General features: G+C 32.7%; 26 protein-coding genes. 18 read left to right on the top strand and 8 right to left on the bottom strand.

Translation table 11 applies throughout. The features are described 5' to 3' along the window. Nucleotides 1–988 precede the first annotated feature (988 nt). Nucleotides 989–2395 (top strand): MptA/MptB family glycosyltransferase, encoded by a 1407-nt coding sequence (locus BM246_RS08495; RefSeq protein WP_074937116.1) that lies wholly within the window; start codon nucleotides 989–991, stop codon nucleotides 2393–2395. A 123-nt stretch (nucleotides 2396–2518) separates the two neighbouring features. On the opposite strand, the gene hemL is transcribed toward BM246_RS08495, so the two are convergent. Genes hemL through BM246_RS08480 form a run of 3 tightly spaced genes read right to left on the bottom strand, consistent with a single transcriptional unit; the run spans nucleotide 2519 to nucleotide 5569 of the window. Beyond that, complete coding sequence (gene hemL, locus BM246_RS08490; protein WP_074937114.1) at nucleotides 2519–3805, bottom strand: glutamate-1-semialdehyde 2,1-aminomutase; 1287 nt, start codon at nucleotides 3803–3805, stop codon at nucleotides 2519–2521. Nucleotides 3806–3810: 5 nt separating this feature from the next. Then, complete coding sequence (locus BM246_RS08485) at nucleotides 3811–4650, bottom strand: glucosaminidase domain-containing protein (protein WP_074937195.1); 840 nt, start codon at nucleotides 4648–4650, stop codon at nucleotides 3811–3813. Nucleotides 4651–4657: 7 nt separating this feature from the next. Next, nucleotides 4658–5569: a 1-aminocyclopropane-1-carboxylate deaminase/D-cysteine desulfhydrase gene (locus tag BM246_RS08480; protein ID WP_074937112.1), complete on the bottom strand. Its 912-nt coding sequence runs from the start codon at nucleotides 5567–5569 to the stop codon at nucleotides 4658–4660. Between the two features lie 410 nt (nucleotides 5570–5979). On the opposite strand from BM246_RS08480, the gene BM246_RS19960 reads away from it, so the two are divergent. Both BM246_RS19960 and BM246_RS08470 read left to right on the top strand, forming a co-directional pair. Continuing rightward, nucleotides 5980–6144 (top strand): C1orf53 family protein, encoded by a 165-nt coding sequence (locus BM246_RS19960; protein WP_159018398.1) that lies wholly within the window; start codon nucleotides 5980–5982, stop codon nucleotides 6142–6144. Between the two features lie 134 nt (nucleotides 6145–6278). Next, complete coding sequence (locus BM246_RS08470; protein WP_042502686.1) at nucleotides 6279–6836, top strand: DUF4136 domain-containing protein; 558 nt, start codon at nucleotides 6279–6281, stop codon at nucleotides 6834–6836. 61 nt (nucleotides 6837–6897) lie between these two features. Here BM246_RS08470 and BM246_RS08465 read toward each other — a convergent pair whose 3' ends face one another. Next, complete coding sequence (locus BM246_RS08465) at nucleotides 6898–7518, bottom strand: hypothetical protein (protein ID WP_042502684.1); 621 nt, start codon at nucleotides 7516–7518, stop codon at nucleotides 6898–6900. A gap of 173 nt (nucleotides 7519–7691) precedes the next feature. On the opposite strand from BM246_RS08465, the gene BM246_RS08460 reads away from it, so the two are divergent. After that, complete coding sequence (locus tag BM246_RS08460; RefSeq protein WP_074937108.1) at nucleotides 7692–9452, top strand: aromatic amino acid hydroxylase; 1761 nt, start codon at nucleotides 7692–7694, stop codon at nucleotides 9450–9452. A 2-nt stretch (nucleotides 9453–9454) separates the two neighbouring features. On the opposite strand, the gene BM246_RS08455 is transcribed toward BM246_RS08460, so the two are convergent. Next, nucleotides 9455–10204 (bottom strand): enoyl-CoA hydratase/isomerase family protein, encoded by a 750-nt coding sequence (locus BM246_RS08455; protein WP_042502682.1) that lies wholly within the window; start codon nucleotides 10202–10204, stop codon nucleotides 9455–9457. Between the two features lie 103 nt (nucleotides 10205–10307). Here BM246_RS08455 and BM246_RS08450 point away from each other — a divergent pair, with 103 nt between their 5' ends. Then, a complete protein-coding gene (locus tag BM246_RS08450) occupies nucleotides 10308–10613 on the top strand; it encodes a rhodanese-like domain-containing protein (RefSeq protein ID WP_074937106.1) in 306 nt (101 codons plus the stop codon). Here BM246_RS08450 and BM246_RS08445 read toward each other — a convergent pair. Then, nucleotides 10608–11222 (bottom strand): DUF4230 domain-containing protein, encoded by a 615-nt coding sequence (locus BM246_RS08445; protein ID WP_042502679.1) that lies wholly within the window; start codon nucleotides 11220–11222, stop codon nucleotides 10608–10610. The genes BM246_RS08450 and BM246_RS08445 overlap by 6 nt on opposite strands. 421 nt (nucleotides 11223–11643) lie before the next feature. Continuing rightward, nucleotides 11644–12588, bottom strand: a complete 945-nt coding sequence (locus BM246_RS08440; protein WP_074937103.1) for a GSCFA domain-containing protein — start codon at nucleotides 12586–12588, stop codon at nucleotides 11644–11646. Nucleotides 12589–12692: 104 nt separating this feature from the next. Between BM246_RS08440 and BM246_RS08435 the strand changes: the two genes are divergently transcribed. Genes BM246_RS08435 through BM246_RS08375 form a run of 13 tightly spaced genes read left to right on the top strand, consistent with a single transcriptional unit; the run spans nucleotide 12693 to nucleotide 23041 of the window. Next, complete coding sequence (locus tag BM246_RS08435) at nucleotides 12693–13586, top strand: MerR family transcriptional regulator (protein WP_042496753.1); 894 nt, start codon at nucleotides 12693–12695, stop codon at nucleotides 13584–13586. Between the two features lie 46 nt (nucleotides 13587–13632). Next, nucleotides 13633–15099: a phytoene desaturase family protein gene (locus BM246_RS08430; protein WP_074937100.1), complete on the top strand. Its 1467-nt coding sequence runs from the start codon at nucleotides 13633–13635 to the stop codon at nucleotides 15097–15099. Between the two features lie 13 nt (nucleotides 15100–15112). Then, nucleotides 15113–15955 (top strand): phytoene/squalene synthase family protein, encoded by an 843-nt coding sequence (locus tag BM246_RS08425; RefSeq protein ID WP_042502677.1) that lies wholly within the window; start codon nucleotides 15113–15115, stop codon nucleotides 15953–15955. Continuing rightward, nucleotides 15955–16383: a hypothetical protein gene (locus BM246_RS08420; RefSeq protein WP_052415203.1), complete on the top strand. Its 429-nt coding sequence runs from the start codon at nucleotides 15955–15957 to the stop codon at nucleotides 16381–16383. The genes BM246_RS08425 and BM246_RS08420 overlap by 1 nt, the downstream gene beginning before the upstream one ends. Further along, nucleotides 16380–16835, top strand: coding sequence for a sterol desaturase family protein (locus tag BM246_RS08415; protein ID WP_042496748.1), 456 nt, complete (start codon nucleotides 16380–16382; stop codon nucleotides 16833–16835). Before BM246_RS08420 ends, BM246_RS08415 begins: the two co-directional genes overlap by 4 nt. Beyond that, on the top strand, nucleotides 16835–17530 hold the full coding sequence (locus BM246_RS08410; RefSeq protein ID WP_074937097.1) for a lycopene cyclase domain-containing protein: 696 nt from the start codon (nucleotides 16835–16837) through the stop codon (nucleotides 17528–17530). Before BM246_RS08415 ends, BM246_RS08410 begins: the two co-directional genes overlap by 1 nt. Next, the gene (locus BM246_RS08405) at nucleotides 17520–17993 is read left to right on the top strand and encodes a TspO/MBR family protein (RefSeq protein ID WP_042496743.1); all 474 of its coding nucleotides are present in this window, start codon (nucleotides 17520–17522) and stop codon (nucleotides 17991–17993) included. The genes BM246_RS08410 and BM246_RS08405 overlap by 11 nt, the downstream gene beginning before the upstream one ends. 11 nt (nucleotides 17994–18004) lie before the next feature. Further along, nucleotides 18005–18664, top strand: a complete 660-nt coding sequence (locus tag BM246_RS08400; RefSeq protein ID WP_074937095.1) for a TetR family transcriptional regulator C-terminal domain-containing protein — start codon at nucleotides 18005–18007, stop codon at nucleotides 18662–18664. Beyond that, nucleotides 18661–19971, top strand: coding sequence for an ABC1 kinase family protein (locus BM246_RS08395; RefSeq protein WP_042496741.1), 1311 nt, complete (start codon nucleotides 18661–18663; stop codon nucleotides 19969–19971). Before BM246_RS08400 ends, BM246_RS08395 begins: the two co-directional genes overlap by 4 nt. Next, a complete protein-coding gene (locus BM246_RS08390) occupies nucleotides 19972–20583 on the top strand; it encodes a flavin reductase family protein (RefSeq protein WP_074937092.1) in 612 nt (203 codons plus the stop codon). 6 nt (nucleotides 20584–20589) lie between these two features. Next, nucleotides 20590–21267 (top strand): SDR family NAD(P)-dependent oxidoreductase, encoded by a 678-nt coding sequence (locus BM246_RS08385; protein ID WP_074937090.1) that lies wholly within the window; start codon nucleotides 20590–20592, stop codon nucleotides 21265–21267. A 9-nt stretch (nucleotides 21268–21276) separates the two neighbouring features. Further along, nucleotides 21277–21762, top strand: a complete 486-nt coding sequence (locus tag BM246_RS08380) for an SRPBCC family protein (RefSeq protein WP_042496736.1) — start codon at nucleotides 21277–21279, stop codon at nucleotides 21760–21762. Then, a complete protein-coding gene (locus BM246_RS08375) occupies nucleotides 21752–23041 on the top strand; it encodes a cryptochrome/photolyase family protein (protein ID WP_074937088.1) in 1290 nt (429 codons plus the stop codon). The genes BM246_RS08380 and BM246_RS08375 overlap by 11 nt, the downstream gene beginning before the upstream one ends. Before the next feature lie 51 nt (nucleotides 23042–23092). Here the strand turns inward: BM246_RS08375 and alaS are convergent, their stop codons facing one another. Beyond that, complete coding sequence (gene alaS / locus BM246_RS08370; RefSeq protein WP_074937086.1) at nucleotides 23093–25708, bottom strand: alanine--tRNA ligase; 2616 nt, start codon at nucleotides 25706–25708, stop codon at nucleotides 23093–23095. Nucleotides 25709–25800: the final 92 nt, after the last annotated feature.

Below are 25800 nucleotides of genomic sequence, written 5' to 3'. Positions count from 1 at the left end.
AACGCGTTACCTTGCTAAGCGGGTGCAAATATAAAACCCTTTTTTAACTCTCACAATAATTATTTAACTTTTATTTTAAAAAGATTTAATACCTCTTTAACCTAAATACTAAACAATATACTTATGAACTTTCTAGCTAATTACGTTGCCGTTTTTAGCGGCTGCAAACTTACAACCTTTTCTGAAACTCACAATGTTTTTTGATTCTTTTTTTAAAAGTTTTTTACCGCTTTTAAAATCTTAATCAATCAACCTGCTTATGAACGTTACCCGTTTAAAGTTTTACCTTTTTTAGCGGGGTGCAAATATAGATCCCTTTTTGGTTCTGACAACCTTTTTTATGAAGTATTTTTAATTATTATTCGAAATCATTTTAATTAATTGATTTTTAATATTTTACAATACTTCTTTTTTATTAGATTTTACTGTGATTTATATATTTAGTTGGATAACGCTTTACATCTCCGTGAATATAGCGCCATTTGCTGTAATTCTTACTTTTATATTTTGTTGCTTTTATTCGATTAGACTTGAGTTTTATTTCATTTTTTATGATTTAAGCAATAAAATCCTCTTATGTGATAGAGAAAACAAATACAATCTATTTGTTTTTCTTCTTCTATAATATGTTATACATATATTTTATAATAAAACTTACTACTATATAGACATCCTTTCTTAAGAACCTTATATTCTATCTACTTTAAAATTCATGTTCCTTATATATTGTAATATTATTAAAGACTCGATACCTCAACAGATTTAAAATTCACTTTTGAAGAAAATAAGCTTAACGGCCCAGCTCTGCGTTAGGGATTGAACGGCATGTTTGAGCTCTTTTTGTGTGGTTGCACCTATGCAACACAAAAAAGCGAGTAGTGAAAGCCCGACTCTTGATGCACGACTAAGGGTGCAGCAAGAGTAACGCCCAAATTATTCTAAAAGAAATATACCTATATATAATGACTAGGTTTAATATATTTACCGCATGTTTATGAATTCGACTTTTTTAAAACTTAATAAGCAGCCGTTGCTCCTTGCCCTTTTCTCTGTTTTACTCTATTGGGCTTTTGCTTATAGTTTGGTGCGGACCGATTATGTAAAGCTTATTGGGCTCTATGTCGCCTTGTTTGTGTTGTTTTACCGTTTGGTATCTGTTTTTAAAGACAACATTAAGCTTTTAACTTACTTAGCTTTTGGATTTAGGGTGATTTTTGTTTTAGCTATACCGAACTTATCTCAAGATTTTTATCGTTTTATTTGGGATGGACGAATGATTTTAGCTGGTTTTAACCCGTATCTCTTTACGCCTGAATCGTTTATAAATTCAGAACAACTACCTGTCGCGCAAGCCGAAACTTTGTACGCAGGAATGGGCGTGCTTAATGGTAGCCATTTTACAAATTACCCACCGATTAATCAACTTTGTTTTTTTATTGCTGCCCTTTTTTCAGGAAAGAGCATACTAGGTTCTGTGGTTGTTTTTAAACTCCTTATTATTACCGCAGATTTTGGAACGTTTTTTTATGGCAGCAAATTACTGAAACGACTCAATATTCCTGTCTGTAATATTTTCTGGTATATTTTAAATCCGTTTATAATTATTGAACTTACCGGAAATTTACACTTTGAGGGTGTAATGATTTTCTTTTTAATCTGGAGTTTGTATTTACTACATTGTGGAAAATGGCAATTTGCAGCTGTAGTTTTAGCTTTATCGATTAGTGTTAAGTTAATTCCTTTAATATTTCTACCACTGTTTTTTAAATGGTTTTTATTGAACACTGATGATAGTGCTACGAAAAAACCAAATTGGTTGAACGGCTTTTGGAAGTTAACTAGCTTTTACAGTATTGTTTTAATTACTACGCTCTTATTATTCTTGCCCTTTTTATCTGAAGCGTTTTTTAGAAACTATGCTAAAACGGTTGGCTTGTGGTTTCAGAATTTTGAATTTAACGCAAGTCTTTATTATATAGCTCGTGAAATTGGATATACGTTTAGAGGTTATAATGAAATTGGTATTATAGGAAAGGTGACTCCAGTTTTAGTTATTCTATTTATTTTGATTGTTACTTTTTTCAGGAAGAACAAAACTATGGTTGAGTTGATTTCGGCTATGTTGCTTGTTTTATCTTTTTATTACTTTACAGCAACGACTATACATCCTTGGTATGTTGCAACCCTTTTAATTTTGAGCGTTTTTACTAAATATAAGTTTCCGTTAGTATGGAGTTTTGTAATTATACTAAGCTACTTGGCTTATGTAAATGTTGACAAAGCTGATAAATCGGAAAATTTATGGGTAATAGCTATAGAATATATTGTTGTGTACGCTGTTTTTATTTGGGAAGTATTCCTGAAGAAGGACATTAAAAAACTTAAAGCAACTTAAGAAGCTGTCTTTATAGTATGTTTTGATTCTGGTTTTTGAATAAAAAAAATATCGACCACCATTTATTTACATGATGATCGATATAGTATATTGAACAAGCTAAATACTTGTTTGACTTATTAATTATAATGTTTTAGCAACAGTATTTATTGCTGCAATAGTAAAATCTAAATCATCGTAACTTAAAGCATCTGTAATAAACCAAGTTTCGAATGCACTTGGTGCAATGTAAACACCTGCATTTAGTAAACCGTGAAAAAACGCTTTGAAAGTATCGTTGTTTCCTTTTGCTGCCGAATTAAAATCGACAACCTCAGCGTCATCAAAATGAATAGAAATCATAGATCCTACTCTATTAATGGTGTGTGTAATATTATTTTCAGTTAAAACCTTAGCGATACCCGTATGCAAGTAAGCTGTTTTCTCTGCTAAACTTGTGAAAATTTCAGGCTTGTTGTTCAACTCAGTTAACATTGCTAAACCTGCAGCCATAGCTAACGGGTTTCCGCTTAATGTTCCTGCTTGATAAACGGGACCTATTGGCGCTAGGTAATTCATGATTTCGTTTCGAGCAGCAAAAGCCCCTACAGGTAAACCACCTCCTATTACTTTACCAAAACATGCAATATCTGCCTTGATGTTATATAATTCTTGAGCACCACCTTTAGCTAAACGGAAGCCGGTCATGACTTCATCAAAAATTAAAAGGATATTATTTACTGTACAAACTTCTCTTAGAGCTTCTAAAAAACCTTTTGTTGGAGGTATACACCCCATATTACCAGCTACAGGTTCTATAATAACACAAGCAATTTCATTTTTATTCGCTTCTACTAATGCTTTGACATTTTCGATATCATTATAAGTAGTCAACAAGGTGTCTTTTGCCGTACCTTTTGTAACCCCAGGACTATTGGGTGTACCGAAAGTACTTGCGCCACTTCCGGCTTGAATTAAAAATGAATCGGAATGTCCATGATAACATCCCGCGAATTTTATAATTTTATCTTTCCCTGTAAAGCCACGTGCTAAACGCACCGCACTCATACAAGCTTCGGTTCCCGAATTTACAAACCTAATTTTATCAATATTAGGCACCATAGAAACCGCTAGTTCTGCAATTTGTGTTTCTATTTCGGTAGGCATCCCAAAAGACGTGCCTTTTTTAGCTTTTTCTATTACCGCATTTACAACAGGCTCGTGGGCGTGCCCTAAAATCATAGGTCCCCAAGAATTAATATAGTCTATTAATCGGTTGCCATCTTCATCGTACAAATAAGCACCTTTGGCTTCTTTTACAAAAATTGGCGTTCCACCAACTCCATTAAACGCTCTAACCGGAGAGTTCACACCTCCAGGAATTACTTTTTCTGCCTCAGCAAACAAGGCGCTACTTCGTTTATAAATCATATATATTATTTTGGACTCACTGTTAAAATTTGTCCTATTTTTATGTTATTATCTTCTAGATCATTTAGTGTTTTTAACTCTTCAACACTAATATTATGCATTTTCGATATATAATATAAGGTATCTCCCTTTACAACAACATGCGTTACTTGTTTTGGAACCTCGCGAATACTAACCACATTAGTTTTTGCGTTCACTTCAATTTTATTTCTTTCTTTTAAATTTGAAGAAGCTTTTCTACTATCATATTTATCCAAATTATAACGTTCGATTAAACTAATTAATTTAGCAGGATATTTAGGATCGGTTGCATAACCCGCAGCTTTTAAGCCCTTAGCCCAACCTTTGTAATCGTTTTTTTTCAATTTGAATAAACCAGCATAACGACTACGTTCTGATAAAAATAATGAGTGATCGCGAAAAGAATTGCTAGCATCGTCATATTTTCTAAAACATTCTTGTGCGGCATCATCATCATGATAAATTCTATCTCCATCCCAAGTATGGCATTTTATACCAAAATGATTATTGGCTTCTTTAGCAAGACGTCCATTTCCTGAGGCCGATTCTAATATACCTTGTGCTAAAGTAATACTTGCTGGTATATTATAACGTTCCATTTCGTCAACAGCAACTCGTGCATAAGTTGCTATATATTCGTCTGTAGCATTTGCATATGTTGTAGTGGAAACTGTATTACCAGATGTTGTTCTAACCGCTTCCTTTTCATTGTTTTTTACAACACGCTCGGTTTTAGTCTTCTTCTTTTTAGTAACTACTGTTTTTTTAGATTTACAACTAAAACACACAGCTACAACACATAGCAACATTAAAAACTTCTTCATTCTTTCTCTATTCAATTAATGGTAAATTTTTCTTTTTCAAATTAACGTTCATTCCTTTAATACCTTGTAAACCTCCAGTATGTATCGCTAATATTTTTGAACCTTTCGGGAATTTTCCTTTTTCAATTAAATCGAAAATACCATATAGCATTTTTCCTGTATAAACAGGATCTAGTGCGATGTTATTTTCTAACTTAAACTGATTAATAAAACTTACTAATTCTGAATTTATTTTAGCATAACCTCCAAAATGATACTCTAGAATTAATTCCCAATTTGTTTTGGTTGCAAATTTACTAATATCTTCTTGTAAAAAGTCGCCTTTTAAAGCCGGAAAACCCAAAATTTGTTGATTTGATTTTGAAGCATTGATAAGTCCTGAGATTGTCCCTCCAGTTCCAGCAGCACAACAGATATAATCGAAACTAGCGTCTTCAGCGGTTAAAATTTCCTCACAACCTTTTACAGCTAAAGTATTTGTACCTCCTTCCGGAATATTGTAGAAATCTTTAAATTCTTCTTTTAAGCTATTTATAAAATCTGTAGACGTTTTATTTCTATAAGCTTCACGCGATACAAACTTAAACTGCATACCAGATGCCTTAGCATAGCTTAAAGTCGCATTGCTATCAATTTTATCAATTAGCTCCTCACCACGAATAACACCAATAGTTTTAAGTCCATAAATTTGACCCGCAGAAGCTACAGCTGCAATATGATTAGAATAAGCTCCACCAAAAGTAAGCAGCGTTTTACAACCTAAACCCTGAGCTTCAAGAATATTATATTTAAGCTTCCGGTATTTATTTCCTGAAACAAAATCGTGAATAGCATCTTCTCGCTTTAAATAAAGCTCTACAGTACTATTATCAGGCAACTTCACCCTTTGATTTACGCTATTTTCCAGTTGAAAAATCATGGTCTCAAAGATACTTTAAAAATCTCCAAAACCGGCGTTCATTTAAATATTGTAAGTTCCTTTCGTTTACATAAGCTTCTTTTTCAAAGGAAATATTTATGTAAGCCACGTGCCAATTTTTATGTTGAATAAAACGAAACACAAACTCTAAAACATACCATATATAGAAAGGAAGAATAAGCAGCTCTAGTTGTTGCTTTAAATGAATTTTTTCGTGATTAAGTAACACAGTATCATTCTTCATTTTTTTAGTTTTCAAAAACACGAATGGATATAAGGTAATACCAGAATACCCTTTTGGAACTAAATATTTAAAAATGAAAACCATATTATAGAGGAAACAAAAACCAATCCAAGATATAAAAGTTTTCAGAAATAAATAATTTGATTTTACGCTATCTTTGTAATCTATGAAAAAAATTATCCCAATTGAAGATGGCGATTTTTACTGGACACCGGAAGGTTACCGTTGTTTTACAGCGCAATACTTACTAAAACGAGAATATTGTTGCGAAAGCGGATGCCGCCATTGCCCTTATGGATTTAATGAGAAAACAAAGAATAGTAAACGTTAAAATAATCACAGCCGATTAAAAAACAATATATTGGTATGATTATTGATACTTTTAAAAAACACAAAACCAACTTAAAATCAATGAAATAACTAAAAGTTGTACATTGACAATAAAAACCAAAAAAACGCTTCCTTATGAAAACATTTTTAAAAACATTACCGCTTTTAGCCTTGTTGATCGTGGTTACTTCGTGTAGTTCGGTTAAAGTTGCTGCCGATTATGACAAAGACGCTAACTTTAATAGCTATAAAACATTTGCCTTTTTTAAAACAGGTATTGACAAAGCTGAAATTAGCGATTTAGATAAACGACGTATTTTACGAGCTATTGAAGCCGAACTTATTGCAAAAGGCTTTACTAAATCTGAAGATCCAGACTTATTAATTAGCTTATTTACAAAAGCAAACCAACGTGTTGACGTTTACAATAACTCTTGGGGTAGAGGCGCCTGGGGTTGGGGCGGTTACGGTGGCTTTGGTCCTGGATGGGGCTGGGGTTTTAATCAACCAAGCGTATCAACATCTACACAAGGTGTTTTATTTATTGATTTAATCGATGCCAAGAAAAAAGAATTAGTTTGGCAAGGTATGGGTAGCGGTTATTTAACCCAAAATATGGAAAAGAAAGATGAGCGCATTAAAGAGTTTGTTTCGGAAATTATGATGAAATATCCTCCGGAAGCGAATAAATAATTATAAAAAAAGGCGATTCTAATATTAGAATCGCCTTTTTTTATATCTCACTTTTGAATTCCTATTGTAAGCTTAGCTTTAAAGCATCATAAGATTGAGAATCAATACCTACTAACCCGTATTTCACTTCGCCTTGCTTTATTACCGATCCCTTTATATCAAAATTTTCTAATTCAGTTTTAAACTTTTTATTAGCAGAACTTGCTGCTATTAAGTTTCCTGCTGCTAAACCAGGTCCTAAAATTAAGCCTACAGGCGTTGAACTCGTTGTTTCTTGTAACCCATACTCGTTTGTTTTAGTTGTGTAAAAATTAACCGGAGTTAATAACAAATAAAACAAATGTGTTGCCGGGCTTTGTTTTAAAGTTTTGAAAGTTTTCTCTTTATCTAAAACATAAATTTCATTTCCGTTTGCATAAACCAAGTTTAAATCTCTTCCGAAAACTAAATCTCTTTCAGAATTATTAGAAATTTTTACAGCTACCAATCGTATACCTTTTTTATCTTCTTTCTTAGAGTACTTCTTATCGAGCAAATCGTATTTATATTCTAATGTTACTCCTTCCGCTTCAGCTTTAGATACGTAATTTAAGTTATTTGGCTCAATCACTCTGTAGCGTGATGCACAATTAAAGAAAGATAGAACAAAGGCAAATACACAAAGTAGTTTATTAAATTTCATATAGGTGATTTTTAAATTTGAGCGAAAATAAAACTATTATTAGCTTACCACCAATACATATAGTAGAAATGAAAGAAGACCATTATTACACTCTACACAATCAAAATAAATGAAACAAAACACTATACCAATGAATAATTCGTATTTTTACATAAGTAAAACCGTTTATCTTTATGGATACATCAATAGAACCAAACGCTATTTTAAATCGTTTACCAAAGCATCTAAAGCAATTTATAAAGCCACAAAACTATACCGATTACTCAGCAATAGATCAAGCAGTTTGGCGCTATGTGATGCGTAAAAATGTTAGTTTCTTAAAAACGGTAGCACACAAATCGTATTTAGACGGACTAAAACTTACAGGAATCTCTATTGATAGTATACCCAACATGTATGGCATGAATCGTATTTTAAAAGATATTGGTTGGGCCGCTGTAGCCGTAGATGGGTTTATTCCGCCAAATGCTTTTATGGAATTTCAAGCTTATAATGTTTTGGTTATTGCCAGTAACATTAGACAATTGGAGCATATTGAATATACTCCCGCTCCCGACATTATTCATGAAGGTGCAGGCCACGCTCCTATTATTGCAAACCCAGAATATGCCGAATACTTACGTCGTTTTGGAGAAATTGGTTGTAAAGCTATTTCTTCAGCTAAAGATTACGAACTCTACGAAGCCGTTAGACACTTGTCTATTATAAAAGAAGCATCGAATGCTAACGAAGACGATATTGCTTCCGCGGAAAAAAAGGTAGAACATCTACAGCAAAATATGGGTACACCAAGCGAAATGTCTTTAATACGAAATTTACATTGGTGGACAGTAGAGTATGGATTAATTGGTAGCATTGAAAACCCCAAGATTTATGGAGCCGGCTTACTATCTTCTATTGGGGAAAGCGCATGGTGCATTACCGATAAAGTAAAAAAATTACCGTACACAATCAACGCAACTTATCAAGATTTTGATATTACAAAACCACAGCCTCAACTTTTTGTAACACCTAATTTTGCGCATTTAAGCTTAATTTTAGAAGAATTTGCCAATACCATGTCTGTTAGAAAAGGCGGTCTTTTGGGTGTAAAAAAGCTTATTGAATCTGAAGCTTTAGGATCTATAGAACTGAGTACAGGACTTCAAATTTCAGGCGTTTTCTCTGATGTAAAAGATAGTGACGGACAAGTAATTTACATACAAACCAAAGGCAAAACAGCTTTAGCTTACCGAGAAAAAGAATTGGTTGGTCACGGCACCAAAAATCATACTAACGGTTTTGGTTCGCCTATCGGAAAATTAAAAGGTATAAACATTGCCATTGAAGATATGAGTCCGCGTGATTTAAGCGCCTACAATATATATGAAGAAAAAGTAACCACACTAGAATTTGAAGGTGGCGTAACCGTTTCTGGAGAAATTATTACCGGCAAACGCAATCTTCAAGGTAAAATAATTCTTATCAGTTTTAATAATTGTACTGTAACGCACTTAGATTCTATATTATTTAAACCAGAATTTGGCATCTATCATATGGCCGTGGGTAAAACGGTTGTTTCTGCTTTTTCTGGTCCTGCCGATTTAAATAGTTTTGATTTAATAACACATAAACCTTCATCTAAAACTATTCATATTAAAAAATCTAAAAGACGATTAGAACTCGAAAATCTCTATCAACAAATTAGAGACTATCGTGAAGAAAAAAACAAGACCATTTCGAGAACAAAAGTACTAGAAGAACTTATAGAAAACCACCCGACAGATTGGCTTCTAGCTATAGAAATTTTTGAATTGGCTTCTATTGAAAATGAAACCAAGCTTTGTAACAGTATTGTTAAACACTTAGAAACCGTAAAACAAAACAGACCAAACGTTGGGCAATTAATTGACGACGGATTAGAAATTGTTAGAACAACTAAACAGCTCGCTTAAACTTAACGAAAGCGTTTTAATGTGTTTTTTGTGAACTCACTAAGCACTAACTTTCCGCTAATTTTAGCGCGTTCGCTTAGTAAATCGTCCCAGTGATCGGTACCGACCCACATCACTTTTTTCATTTCCTTTACTGCTTCTTGGTTATAACTTGCTAACTTAGTCACCAACACTTTAACAGCATTATCGAGTTCTTCTACGGTTTCAAACACTTCAGAAAACAAGCCTTTTTCTTTTGCAAATTCCGAAGAAAAAAACGTTTCTGCATCTATAGTCATTTGCGACATGGCATTCTTGCCAATTTTTCTAGAAACAGCAGGCTCAATCACAAATGGACCAATACCAATACTTAATTCACTTAATTTAATAGAAGCATATTGGGTTGCTAAACAATAATCGGTCGCTGCCGCCAAACCAACACCTCCACCAACACTTTTACCTTGCACTCTGCCAATAATAAACTTTGGGCATTTTCGCATGGCATTAATCACTTTTGCAAAACCAGAGAAAAACTGAAAACCTGTTTCTTCATCTTCAATCGCTATTATTTCATTAAAACTTGCTCCGGCACAAAATGTTCTATCGCCTCCACTTTTTAAAACAATTACATTTACATCATCATTTTCACCAGCACCTTTGATAGTTTGCGCCAGTAAATCTAAAATATCGCTTGGCATAGAATTTCTATTGGGATGATAAAACTCCACATATCCAACTTTATTCTCTATATTTAACGTTACGTATGGTTCCATGTTTATTTAATAAATTAAGATTTGAATATACATAAAATTATTAAGTAACAGCAGTTACATTCTTTTAATAAAACATAACCATATTTGCTTAAAATTATAAAAAATGGGACTATTAAATTTTCTTTTTGGAAACAAAAACAACGCTATAACCGAGTTTAAAGAAAAAGGTGCGATAATTATTGATGTGCGCACACCTGGCGAATACCAACAAGGCGCTATTGTAGGTTCTAAAAACATACCGTTACAAACTATAAATACTAAAATAGATTACATAAAAAAGCTTAACAAGCCCGTTATTACATGTTGTGCAAGCGGCGGACGCTCTGCAAATGCTGCAAAAATTTTAAAAACAAACAACATAGAAGCTACTAATGGCGGCGGCTGGAAAAGCCTACAGGGGAAACTATAATTTTAGATTAAGTAGTTCTTCTGTTTTGGTAATTGGCGTACTATTATATTGCAGTGTCCAGCCCAAAGAATTGGTTAAAATATAGAATTTAGAAAGCTCGCTTATTAAACGGTTTTGCGCATTACTTTTTAAATCTGATTTTTCTAGTTTTTTGTCTAAAGATTTATTGACAATAGCTTTAATATCATTATAATCTTTAGCTTCGAAGGGGTTTAAAAAATCGGCTTGTATATCGTAGTATTCAAAATCTGGACTAATTTTGATTTCTTCTTTTGGAATACTAATAATAGTTAATGTTTTAGTAGCCTCATCGACCTGAAATTCAATTTTACTCAAATCGTAAGCAATAGTAACATCGGCATTAACAACTACGAGTGCCTTTTTTTCTGAAGTTAAGTAGGCTCCAAAAATGTCTTTAGAGTTTTTGTAATTAAATACCTCACTAAAATGCCCTTCGGTTACTATTAGTTTTCCAACATTTTTTATTTGCTCTTGTATAAGTGCCGAGCTCTCTTTAAGAACCATTTTATCTTCTTGTTTTTCACCACAATATTTAAAGGTGAATAACACAACTAAAGTAATAACAACACCAAATAGAATTTTTCGCATATGGCTAAAATAAAAAAACATCAGTTTACTTCGACATATGAAGCCTAACTAATGTAATTTATGTTAGCAATTGCTAACGGTACAAATATAGACAACTACCGTTTCACTGGTGTTACATTAAGGTTAACAGTCTTTTAAATTAATAAAAACATAATTCACTATTCTGAAAAATATAGAAATAAAAAACACCATCTGCAAAAATTATAAAAAATCTGCAAGAATGGTGTTTCTAAATGAACTGATTAATAGCAATCTAAAATTAACTGAATCATCTTTATTTGTGGTAATTTTTCGACAAAACGTTATTTAAATAAGTTTAAAAGCAATCTAGTTTCCCGACAAACAGTACCCTCTTAGCTTCTAAAAAAAATAATTACAGAAGAATGTTAGACTTAGACTACGTAAATAAGTGAATGATAAACTAAAAAACCATATGTGCAAACTGATTTTGAAGCTGCTCTTTTTTTATTTCTAGCTGTTTTAAAAACTTTAAATGAGCTTCGGAACTAGGATTAAAAGGTTTATGCTTCATCCCTTTTTGAACAACAGCTACATTATTCATTATTTTTGAAGTATCTGGAGACAACCAAACCTTTTGAAACTTCTCCCAAATATAGTTGATTGCTGTTGTATTCGGGTGAATCATATCTTCCGCGTAAAAACGATAATCTCTCAGTTCATCCATCATAATTTCATAGGAAGGAAAATAATAAGATTTATTAGATACTACAGCATGAATAGCCGCTAACAAATGTGCTTTACTTTGCGAGTTTTCAATAAAACCATCTTTTAAATGCCTTACTGGCGATACCGTAAAAATTACTGTTGCGTTATAGTTTACCGATCTAATTTGCGTTAATATATTTCTAAGTGTATTCGAAATTTCGTCTACAGACAATAACACTTTTTTGAATTGTTTTTGAGAAACTTTATGACAATTAGCAACTACATTATCACTTTTAATAAAACTATAAACCCAAGCTGTGCCTAGCGTAATAATAATATGCGACGCGTTTTTTACATAATTTCCAGTAGCTACTACTTGTGTATTAAGTTGGTTTATTAAATTAGTTTTAGATGAATGACTTAACTTTGAATGTGCATCGAAACAATGCCATTGTTCGTTATGAAAAAACACATCACTTTCTGTGTATATTTTATGTTGAATGGCGTTTTCAATTAAATTATAAATTGCCTGCGGATGAAAAAGAATTCCAAATGGATTTTGATGACTCTTAAATTTGAAATACTCTAACTTTTCTCCGATGTTTTCAGAAAAACAACTACCAAACAAAAGCACTTCAGAACTATAATCTACTAAACCAATTTCATTCGAGACAAAAGGTATTTCCGTTTTCAATTTCATACTAATATTATAATTCTATGCTTCAAAAGTAAACATAAATGAACAAACCTATGTCGCTAGTTTATTTAAAAAGCTTACATTTGTTTAACAAAAACTAAAATACGTTGAACGAAATTAAAGACAACTTTACAATAAAAGACCTTGAAAATATTTCAGGAATTAAAGCGCATACTATTCGTATTTGGGAAAAACGATACAATTTATTAGCTCCAAAGCGAACAGATACCAATATAAGATACTACACTACCGAAAGCTTAAAAAAGCTCTTAAACATTGTATTACTAAAGGATAATAACTATAAAATTTCTAAAATTGCAGAAATGCCTTACGATGTTATTCAACACACCGCAAGAGAACTAGCCAACAAAAATGCCCTAAACCAACATTCTACGCAAGCTTTTAAACTTGCCATGATACAATTTGACAGCGTATTATTTAACACCACATACGCTAAACTCCTTCAACAAAACACCTTTAGTGAAGTTATAAAAACAAACTTAATACCCTTATTAAATTTTATTGGACTGCTCTGGCAAACTAACACTTTAATACCTGCACACGAACACTTTATATCAAATTTAATAACACAGAAAATATTAATTGAAACCGAAAAACTAGGCTATTCTAACTTAAGCGACACTACAACTTATGTGCTCTTTTTGCCAGAAAATGAAATACACGAAATTGGCTTACTCTATATTAACTACGAATTATTATTAAAAGGATACAAAACCATATATTTAGGACGAAGCTTACCAATGGACAACTTAAATTCCTTTTTTAATAGCGACTCTAAAATGTGTTTTATAACGTCTATTACCGTAAGCCCGAGTGTAGATCTAGTAGAAGGATACTTTAAAGATTTAGACAAAAACTTAGCACCAACACAACACAAACTACTAGCAGCAGGTTATAAATTACAGGAACTTGATGAATCGGCATTTAAATCGGACATTAAATTCTTTCCGAATATACTTCCTCTTTTAAAAGAAGTTTAATTAATTTAATTTTTGTTTAACTTATTTTGTATATTTGTTAAACAAAATGGAAAAACAAATACATATTATCGGATCCGGGTTCTCTGCCTTATCGGCGGCGTGCTATCTTGCACAAGCAGGATACAACGTTGAAGTGTTAGAAAAAAACGAATTAATTGGAGGCAGAGCACGCCAATTAAAAAAGGATGGTTTTACATTCGACATGGGACCAACTTGGTACTGGATGCCGGATGTATTCGAAAAATTCTTTGCCGATTTTGGCAAAAAACCATCAGATTACTACGAGTTAGAGAAATTAGGCCCAGCTTACAAAGCTTACTTTGAAGACGGCGAAGCTCTTACAATCCCAGGAACTTTAAAAGAAATTTACGAACTTTTTGAGCGCGAAGAAGCAGGAAGCTCTAAACACTTAAAAGCCTTTTTAAAATCGGCTAAGTTTAATTACGATGTTTCTATTAACGATTTGGTTTACAAACCAGGTGTTTCTCCTTTAGAGTTGGTGACTCCAACAACCATTAGTAAAATTACTCAGTTCTTCTCGAGCATAAGAACTCAGGTAAGAAAAGATATAAAAAGCCCTAAATTAATCGAAATCTTAGAATTTCCCGTATTATTTCTCGGTGCTAAGCCAAGTAATACGCCAGCTTTTTATAACTTTATGAATTATGCCGATTTTGGTTTAGGTACCTGGCACCCAAAAGGTGGCATGCATAAAGTCATTGAAGCTATGGAATTACTAGCAAAAAGCTTAGGTGTTTCATTCAAAACAAATGCTAACGTAGAATCTATTGAAGTGGATGCAACCAAAAACATAAAAGGACTTACAGTTAATGGCGAATTTATTCCTTCGACATTAATTTTAAGTGGCGCAGATTACCACCATACAGAAACATTATTACCACAATCTCACCGTCAATATTCGGAAAAATATTGGGATAAGAAAGTTTTTGCTCCATCGTCTTTATTGTTTTATGTAGGGTTAGATAAAAAATTAAAGAATGTATGTCATCACACTTTATTTTTTGATACAGATTTTGATACCCATGCAAAAACCATTTATGACAATCCGAGTTGGCCAAAAGAACCTTTATTCTATGCAAGTTTTCCGTCCATAACGGATGATACTTTTGCTCCGGAACACCAAGAAGCGGCTACATTTTTAATTCCGTTAGCTCCAGATTTAGAGGATACACCAGAATTAAGAGAGGAATATTTCAACATTATAATAAAAAGGCTAGAAAAATTAACCGGCCAAAACGTTACAGATCATATTCTATTTAAAGAAAGTTTCTGTGTTAACGACTTTAAAAAAGATTACAACTCTTATAAAGGAAACGCTTATGGTTTGGCTAACATTTTGACACAAACCGCATTTTTAAGACCAAAAATAAAAAGTAAAAAAGTTAAGAACTTATATTTTACAGGGCAGCTAACAGTTCCTGGACCAGGAGTTCCTCCAGCATTAATTTCTGGAAAAATAGCTTCTGATTTAATTTTGAAAAACGATAACTAGAAACACAACAACTATGAAACAACTGTTTGACGAGGTTTCTTACTCTTGTAGTAAGTTGGTAACCCAAAAGTATAGCACTTCGTTTTCGTTAGCTACAAAAATGCTTTCACCAAAAATACGATCGGCTATTTATAATATTTATGGTTTTGTCCGTTTTGCTGACGAAATAGTAGACTCTTTCCATGAATATGACAAGGAACTTCTATTAAATAAATTTGAAGAAGATTATTACGCATCTAAAGCGCAAGGCATTAGCCTTAACCCTATTTTGAATGCATTTATCCATACGGTGAATCAATATAAAATTCCCGATCATTTAACTCAGGCATTTTTAAAAAGTATGCGTGCCGATTTGCATAAAACCGAATATACTACCGACGAAGAATACAAAGCTTATATCTATGGTTCTGCCGATGTTGTTGGCCTTATGTGTTTAAAAGTTTTTGTAAATGGAAACGACGAGCAATATGAAGATCTAAAAGAAGCCGCAAAACGTTTAGGTTCTGCATTTCAAAAAGTAAATTTCTTAAGAGATTTAAAAGATGATATTAACGTTTTAAACCGTTCATATTTTCCGAACATAAACCTTAAAGAGCTCGATGCCATTTCAAAAAATATCATTATTCAAGATATTGAATCTGATTTTGAATTTGCTTATAAAAACGGCATCTTAAACCTACCTGTTGAAGCTAAATTTGGAGTGTACATGGCTTATAGATACTATAGAAAATTACTTAAAAAACTTAAAAACACGCCTTCAGAAAAAATTATAAATACACGAATCAGAGTATCTAACCCAATGAAGATGAATCTACTAGCTCGAAGCTACGTAAAATATAAGCTAAATTTAATGTAATGTACTATTTGTGTGTTTTACTCTTTTTATTTCAGAACTCGACACCAGAACACATTGTTGAGTATCATGATATTAAAAATAAAACTCAAGAAATAGAATACATAACAAAATATAAAAAAAGCAATAGTACAGATATTCAAGCCTATGTTATTTCTTTAGAAATGAAACAAGCAGAATATAAAGTATTACCATGGCAAAAACTTAACACCTTTAACAAGGGAAAAACTAAGCTTGAGCAATTAATAATAAAAGAGCCAAAAAACGCGAACTTAATATATGTGCGTTTGGTTATACAAGAACAATTACCCAAGATGTTAAATTACAATTCGGATATAGAACATGACAAACAGTTTTTATCAGAACTATTAAAAATTAAAGACAACAGCGATTATTTGGATACATACATTTTAAATTACACAACCCTATGATCATTTTAACCTATATACTCACAACATTAATCACCTTTATAATTATGGAAGGTGTTACTTGGTGCACACACAAATATATTATGCATGGGTTTGGTTGGTTTTTACACGAAGACCACCACCAACCGGGATACCCACATGTTTTCGAAAAAAACGATGCGTTCTTCATCATTTTTGCAACGCCTAGTATTCTATTGTTCTTTTTCGGGATTCGACCAGAACTTAATTTTTTATTCTTTATTGGCTTAGGTATTTTATTATATGGCTTAGCTTATTTTTTAATCCATGATGTGTTAATACATAGACGTTTTAGTTGGTTTAAAAACACTCAAAATTGGTACTTACGCGGCTTAAGAAAAGCGCATAAAATACACCACAAACACTTAGACAAACCAGACGGCGAATGCTTCGGGATGCTTTTTGTTCCTTTAAAATACTTTAAAAAAGTACAATAATGCCATACCTATATCTCATATTAACATTAGGGAGTTTAAGTATTCCTTTGCTATATAGTATTTTTGAAAAAAAATTTCACTTTATACAATACGCTAAAAGTGCCTTTTTAAGCATTTTAATAGTGGCAATACCTTTTATAATTTGGGATGTTCTTTTTACAAAATTTGGCATTTGGGGATTTAACGATTCCTACCATTTACCAATTGCAATTTTAGGTATGCCAATAGAAGAGTGGTTATTTTTCTTCTGTATTCCTTATGCCTGTTTGTTTACGCACGAAGTTTTAGCCTATTATTTACCAAATTTTAAACTCTCGAAAACAGCAACCATAATAAGTGGAGGTTTAATACTCATTCTAGTATTTGTTTTATTATTATTTCATTTCGGGAAATGGTACACAACTTTAAATTTTATATTTTTTATGGTGCTTTTAATTTATGGTTTAAAATTTCATTTGGAAGTATTACAACGTTACTTCTTAAGTTTTTTAATCATTTTATTACCGTTTCTTTTAGTAAACGGAATACTAACAGGAAGCTTTATAGACGAACCCATTGTATGGTATAATAACAACGAAAACTTAGGTTTTAGAATTTTCACGATACCATTTGAAGATATTTTTTACGCCTTTACCTTATTATTTTCAGTACAATTAATTTTCAATTCATTTAAACAAAAAGCACATGGAAAATAACAAACTAGTAAGATTCACTATTTTTTTGTGCATAAACATTTTAGCACTTGGTGTTGGTGTCCTCTTGATGGATAACGGACAAACATCACCTTGGTACGCCTCCCTAAACAAAGCCCCTTGGACACCAGAAGGTTGGGTTTTTGGAGCTGCTTGGACCACAGTTATGATAAGTTTTGCTATTTACATGGCAGCACTAAGCCTTAATTTCCCGTTTGGTTTTAAACCTTTAATGAAGCTCTACGCTTTGCAATGGTTTTTAAATGTATCATGGAATTACCTATTCTTTAATCAGCACCAAACGCTAATAGCTTTAATTTTTATTGTTTCACTATGGTTATTAATAGGTTATTTCACCTTCAACTATATAAAAACGGTAAAGTATTACACCATATTTATAGCTCCATATTTAATATGGATGACGATTGCAGCAAGTCTAAACGCCTACATTGTATTTAACAATTAAAACAAAAACTCATGGCTAGAAAAAAAAACATTACAGCAGAAAAAATAATAGATTTATACATGTCTACTTTATTGATAGACGATAACATACCCAAAACGGTGTATGCATTTGCACATGCTAACAATTTTGAAGAAAACGATTTCTATAAATATTTTAGCAATTTTGATGTTTTAGAAAAACATATATTTTCACTTTTTTGCGAAAACACTTTGGCGCTATTAGTAGAAAATGAAGATTATACGCATTACGCACCAAAGGATAAGTTATTAAGCTTTTATTTCACCTTTTTCGAAATGCTAAACGCAAACAGATCTTATGTTTATTTAAAATTAGCACAAAATAAAAATAAGCTAGAAGCCTTAAAGCTATTATCTAAACTTAGGTCAACTTTTCTTAAATATATAGAAAGTGAGATTTACACCCATAGCGTAGATCTAAAAAACAAAACACTGAATTCTCTAAATAAAAAGGGCGCCAACGAAACCGCTTGGGCACAATTATTATTCACCATACAGTTTTGGCTAGAAGACACATCTCCAAATTTTGAAAAAACAGATATTTTCATAGAAAAATCGGTACAAGTTAGTTTCGATTTAAAAGAAATAAAACCACTAGAAAGCGTTTTAGATTTTGCGAAGTTTCTTTGGAAAGAAAAAACAATGTCCACATGAAAACAATAGATAAAATACCGACATCAAAAATACAACGTGCCACTAAACTAGTGAGTACAGGCCTAAAGGTTGGCGTAAATTATGCGAAATATTATGGTGAGAAAATGGTAAAAACAGAGGCTGAAGCTAAAGATAATTTAAATGAAGCCAATGCTACCGATATATATGATGGTTTAAAAAACCTGAAAGGCTCCGCTCTAAAAGTAGCACAAATGCTAAGCATGGAGAAAAACATTTTACCCAATGCATATGTAGAGAAGTTTTCTTTGTCGCAATTTTCTGTTCCGCCTTTATCAGCACCACTAGTTGCTAAAACATTTAAAAAATATTTCAAAAAAACACCTTCGGAAGTTTTCGATACGTTTACAGCAGAATCTGTAAATGCAGCCAGTATTGGTCAAGTACACAAGGCCACAAAAGGAGACAAAAAACTTGCCGTTAAAATTCAATACCCAGGTGTTGCAGATAGTATTTCATCAGATTTAGCCCTTGTAAAACCTATCGCCTTACGTATGTTCAATATTAAAGGTGAAGGTACCGACGATTATTTTAAAGAAATCGAGAACAAACTTATAGAAGAAACAAACTATACGCTCGAACTTGAACAAAGTATTGAAATATCTGAAGCTTGCAAACATATTCCTAATTTAAAATTCCCGAAATATTACGAAGAATTTTCATCTAACAAAATCTTAACAATGGACTGGATGGACGGACTTCATATTTCAGAATTCACAAAACAGAATAATGATCCTGCGGTTTCAAATAAACTTGGTCAGGCTTTATGGGATTTTTACATGTTCCAAATGCATACCTTAAAAAAAGTACATGCAGATCCCCATCCTGGTAACTTTTTAGTATCGCCAGAAAATGAGTTAGTCGCTATCGATTTTGGTTGTATGAAAGAAGTTCCGCTAACTTTTTACACGCCTTATTTTGAGTTAGCTGAAAAAGAAAACATCGAAGATCCAGCTTTTTTTGAAGCGAAATTATATGAATTAGAAATTTTAAAACCAACGGATACACCCGAAGAAATTGTGTTTTTTAAAACCTTATTTCACGAAATGCTATCGCTTTTCACAACGCCTTTGCAACAAGAGGTTTTCGATTTTTCAAATCCTACATTTTTCAACAAAATAGCAGAGCTAAGCACTAAATACGCACAAAGCACAGAACTTAAAAAAATGAATGGTAATCGTGGCTCGAAACATTTCATATATATCAATAGAACATTTTTCGGATTGTATAATTTAATGCACGATTTACAACCAAACCATATTATAATAAACAATTATAAAACCTTATAAATGTATTTTAGCCGTAAAGATATAGACCAACTCGATCACATTTATAAAATAAACCTGATTAATAGTATTACGGGCTATAAACCTGCAAATTTAATAGCGACAAAATCTAAATCAGGAGTAACAAATGTTGCTGTTTTTAGCTCCGTAGTGCATTACGGTTCTGCCCCACCTATTTTAGGTTTTGTACTGAGACCAACTACGGTAAGGCGCCATACTTTCGATAATATTATAGAAACAGGTTATTACACCATTAATCATATTAACGAAGCGATAGTTGAAGATGCTCATCATACATCTGCCAAGTACCCTAAAGATGTTTCAGAGTTTAATAAAACAGGATTAGAGGAGGAATACAATAACGATTTTTATGCGCCTTTTGTAAAGCAATCGACAATAAAAATGGGTATGACATTTTTACAAAAAATAGATATAGAAGCAAATGGTACTATTTTAATTTTAGGTGAAATAACAGATTTATACATTAACGATGATCTTGTGGAGCATGATGGTTTTGCAGACTTAATGAAAGCTAACACAGCTGTTATTAATGGCTTAGACACTTACGCCATACCAACTAAAAATAAAAGATTAACCTACCAAAGACCTAAATAAATAATTATGAAAAAACTAGTCATTATTGGTGGCAGTAAAGGTATTGGCCAAGCCATTATAAACATCTTAAAAGACACGTATAGCATTGTAAACATAAGCCGTACGGCAATAGAAACATCTTCTACAATTACGCAACACACTTTAGATGTTTTAGAAGATGAGTTACCAGAAATAGATAGCATAGACGCTTTAGTTTATTGCCCAGGAAGTATCAATCTAAAAGCACTATCTCGCTTAGAATTAGACGACTTTAAAAACGATTTCAACATTAACGTTTTAGGCGCTATAAAAACTATTAAACATTATGAAAAAGCTCTAATAGAAGGTCGTGGAAGCGTGGTTTTATTCAGTAGTGTAGCCACACAAATGGGCATGCCTTTTCACGCTAGTATTGCAACAAGTAAAGCGGCTTTAGAAGGTTTAACAAAATCGTTAGCAGCAGAATATGCAACAAAAATACGTTTCAATATTATTGCGCCAACTATTACAGACACACCATTAGCTTCCAGACTATTACGTAATGAAAAACAAAGAGAAACCATGACCGAACGCCACCCATTAAAATCTATTTTAGATCCTAATGAAGTAGCTGCACTAACCAAATACTTGTTATCTAGCGATGCTAAATCAATTTCCGGACAAACATTCCCAATAGATGCGGGAATAACTAGTCTAAAACTCTAAGTTTTTATTATGATTAATATAAAAAAACATTCTGGAATTTACACCTTAGAGGCTACACAAGAAATCGACATTCCGCTACATGAAGCTTGGTCTTTTTTTAGCTCTCCTAATAATCTAGAAAAAATCACTCCTTCAGAAATGGGTTTTAAAATCACATCTGAAGTTGATAAAAAGGCTTATGCCGGACAAATAATAACTTATAAAGTTGGTATTCTTCCAGGTATAAAAACAAATTGGGTTACAGAAATAACACAAGTTGAACACGAATCTTTCTTTATAGACGAACAGCGTTTTGGTCCATACAGAATGTGGCATCATGAACATTGGTTTTACAGCCAACCTGACGGAAAAACATTAATGAAAGATAAAATCTCATATAAAATACCTTTTGGAATTTTAGGTGATTTAGCTCAAACTCTTTTCATAAAAAAACAATTAAAAGGTATTTTCGAATACCGTTATAAAACCTTAGAAACCTACTTTAATGGAAAATAAAATAACTCTATTTTGGTTTCGACGCGACTTAAGACTAGAAGATAACACGGCTTTACATTATGCTCTAAAATCGAGTAATAATGTATTACCTATTTTTATTTTTGATGATGATATTTTAGACTCACTACCTAAAGACGATGCTAGGGTTTCCTTTATTCACAACACTCTAGAAAACATAAACAAAGAACTTACCGAGTTTAGATCGAGCCTTGTTGTAAAAAAAGGCTCGACTCTAGTAGTTTGGAAAGCTCTAATTGAAGAGCATAACATTGAGCGTGTATTTTTTAATAAAGATTACGAACCTTACGCCATAAAAAGAGACCTTGAAATCTCAAAATTATTAAAATCTAAGGGCATAGAAACAAAGTCGTTCAAAGACCAAGTAATTTTTGAAGAAAACGATATTCTAAAAAACGATAATACCCCATATACAATATATACACCATTTAAAAATAAGTGGTTAAAAAAATTCGATGAGAAAGCAGATGTATTAAATTATGAGATTGATAACACTCGATTTCACAAGATTAATTTAACTTTTCCTTCTTTAGAAGATATTGGATTTACTAAAAGTAAAATACTAGTAAAACCATATAATTTAACGGCTTTAGATCGCTATGATGAAGTCCGAAATTTTCCAGCACAAGATCAAACATCATACCTTTCACCACATTTAAGATTTGGACTTGTTAGCACCAGAAACATGGTGAATATAGCATTAAAAACAAATGCTATATTCTTAAGTGAACTTATTTGGCGCGAATTTTTCATGCAAATCCTCTTTCATTTTCCTAAAGTAGTTACCGAAAATTTCAAACAAAAATACGATGCGATACCTTGGAGGAATAACGCAGCAGACTTTAAAGCTTGGTGCGAAGGAAGAACGGGCTACCCCATGGTTGATGCCGGTATGCGCGAATTAAACAAAACGGGATATATGCATAATCGTGTACGCATGATTACTGCCGGATTTCTATGTAAACACCTTTTAATAGATTGGCGTTGGGGCGAAGCATATTTCGCTGAAAAACTACTAGATTACGAACTCTCTGCAAATAACGGAAATTGGCAATGGGCTGCTGGCACAGGTTGCGATGCCGCACCTTATTTTAGAGTTTTTAATCCTGCCGAACAGTTGAAAAAATTTGATAAAGATGCTATTTACATACGCCGTTGGGTTGAAGATTATGATGAATTAACCTATCCGCAACCTATGGTCGAACATAAATTTGCACGAGAACGTGCTATTTCTACATACAAAAAAGCGCTAAACCCTTAATTAAGGTTTAGCGCTTTTTCATTATTAACAATGGACTAAAACTGTTCTGTTTTATACAATATAAGCCTTTGCCCCATCTAATGCTTTTGTAATACCATCTGGATTTTTACCTCCAGCAGTTGCAAAAAATGGTTGTCCACCACCACCACCTTGAATATGTTTACCAAGTTCACGAACTACTTTCCCAGCATTTAAGCCTTTACTCGCAACTAGTTCTTTCGAGATGTAACAAGATAATAATGCTTTTCCGTTTTGTTCGGTTGCAAATAATAAAAATAAATTATCAAACTGCGATCCTAAATCGAAAGCAACATCTTTTAATCCGCCAGCATCCAAATCTAATTTTTTGGCTAAAAACTGAATGCCGTTAATTTCGGCTAATTCACTTCTTAATTCACCTTTTATATTTTTAGCTTTATCTTTTAATAAACCTTCAATTTGCTTTTTAAGATTGTTGTTTTCATCTTGTAAATTCTGAAGTGCTTTTACAGGCTCTTTTGCATTGTTAAGTAAATCTTTCATTTCGAAGAATGTTCTGTTGTTTTCAGAATAAAAATCTTTTACAGCATCGTTAGTGATAGCTTCAATTCTTCTAATTCCAGCTGCAACAGCACCTTCCGAAACTATTTTAAAATGCCAAATATCACCTGTATTTTTAACGTGTGTTCCACCACAAAGCTCAATAGATTGTCCAAAACGAATAGCACGAACCGTATCGCCATATTTCTCTCCAAACAAACTCATTGCACCATCAGCAATAGCTTCTTCTTTTGGTACATTTCTTTTTTCAACTAAAGGCAACTTACCTTCTATTCTGGCATTTACAAAGTTCTCTACATCTTGCAATTCTTCTGTTGTTAATTTAGAAAAATGCGAGAAATCAAAACGCAAATACTTAGAGTTTACAGCCGATCCTTTTTGTTCTACATGAGTTCCTAAAATCTCTCTTAAGGCCTGATGTAATAAGTGTGTTGCTGTATGGTTACTCTCCGTACGATTACGCTGTTTTTCATCTACTACCGCTTTAAAGTTTTCGTTAATATGCTTTGGTAAATTTTTAGCAAAGTGAATAATAACGTTACTTTCTTTTTTAGTATCTAAAATATAAACCACATCGCCATGGGCGTCTTCCAAATAACCTTTATCTCCAACTTGCCCTCCGCCTTCTGGGTAAAACGGTGTTAAGTTAAATACTAACTGATACATTTCGCCATCTTTTTTAGAAACAACTTTACGGTATCTTGTTAATTTTACATTAGCTTCAAGCGAATCATAACCAACAAATTCTTCTTCAGAATCGTTACTTAAAATCGTCCAATCGTCTGTAGACATTTCACTAGCTGCACGCGAACGATTCTTTTGCTTTTGTAATTCTTCATTAAAGCCCTTTTCATCTAACTTCAATCCTTTTTCAGAAAGAATAAGCGCCGTTAAATCTATAGGAAAACCATAAGTATCATATAATTCGAAAGCTTTCTCTCCCGAAACTGTATCACCTTTTGTAGTTTCTACAATTCTATTTAATAACACCAAACCTTGATCTAATGTTCTTAAAAATGATTGTTCTTCTTCTTTTACAACATTTTCAATAAGTTGTTTTTGAGCTTTCAATTCCGGGAAAGCATCTCCCATTTTTTCGCTTAAAACAGTAACTAATCTATAAATAAAAGGTTCTTTTTTCTCTAAAAATGTAAATCCGTAACGTACAGCACGACGTAAAATTCTTCGAATTACATAACCTGCTCCAGTATTACTTGGCAACTGGCCATCTGCAATTGAAAACGCTACGGCACGAACGTGATCGGAAATCACACGAATGGCAACATCTACCTCTTCGTCCTTATTATATGTTTTATTAGTAACCGCTTCAATTTCGCGAATAATTGGCGTAAACACATCGGTATCATAATTAGATTGAACACCTTGTAAAACCATACAAAGACGTTCAAACCCCATACCTGTATCAATATGCTTATCTGGTAAAGCCTCTAAACTTCCGTTCGCTTTTCTATTGTATTGCATAAAAACTAGGTTCCATATTTCAACCACTTGTGGATGATCCATGTTTACCAAATCTTTACCCGAAATTTTAGCTTTTTCTTCCGCAGAACGAATATCTACGTGTATTTCACTACAAGGACCACATGGTCCTTGATCGCCCATTTCCCAAAAGTTATCCTTTTTGTTACCTTTTAATATACGATCTTCAGAAATATATTGTTTCCAAAAATCGTAAGCTTCGGTATCCATACCTAAATTATCGTCGTCGTCACTACCTTCAAAAACAGTAACGTACAAGATATCTTTATCTATGCCATAAACATCAACTAAAAGTTCCCAAGCCCAAGCAATAGCTTCTTTTTTAAAGTAATCGCCAAAACTCCAGTTACCAAGCATTTCGAATAATGTATGGTGGTAAGTATCATAACCAACTTCTTCTAAATCGTTATGCTTTCCAGAAACACGCAAACATTTTTGCGAATCGGTAATTCTATTATTTTTAGGCTGGGCGTTTCCAAGAAAATATTCTTTAAAAGGCGCCATCCCTGCATTTACAAACATAAGGGTTGGATCATCTTTTAAAACCATGGGAGCCGATGGCACAATACTATGCTTTTTATCTTCAAAAAAACTTAAAAACTTAGCGCGGATGTCTTGAGACTTCATATATAAAATATTCTCTTTTCAGTTATTTTCTATTAATTACAAAACAATTTTTATCTTTACTTTTCAGTTAAAAAAACTACAAACAGCGGTTT

The sequence above is a fragment of the Algibacter lectus genome, from assembly GCF_900112395.1.
Classification (GTDB): domain Bacteria; phylum Bacteroidota; class Bacteroidia; order Flavobacteriales; family Flavobacteriaceae; genus Algibacter; species Algibacter lectus.
The sequence above is the reverse complement of the archived record's forward strand: the minus strand, read 5'-3'. Positions and strand labels throughout refer to the sequence as shown.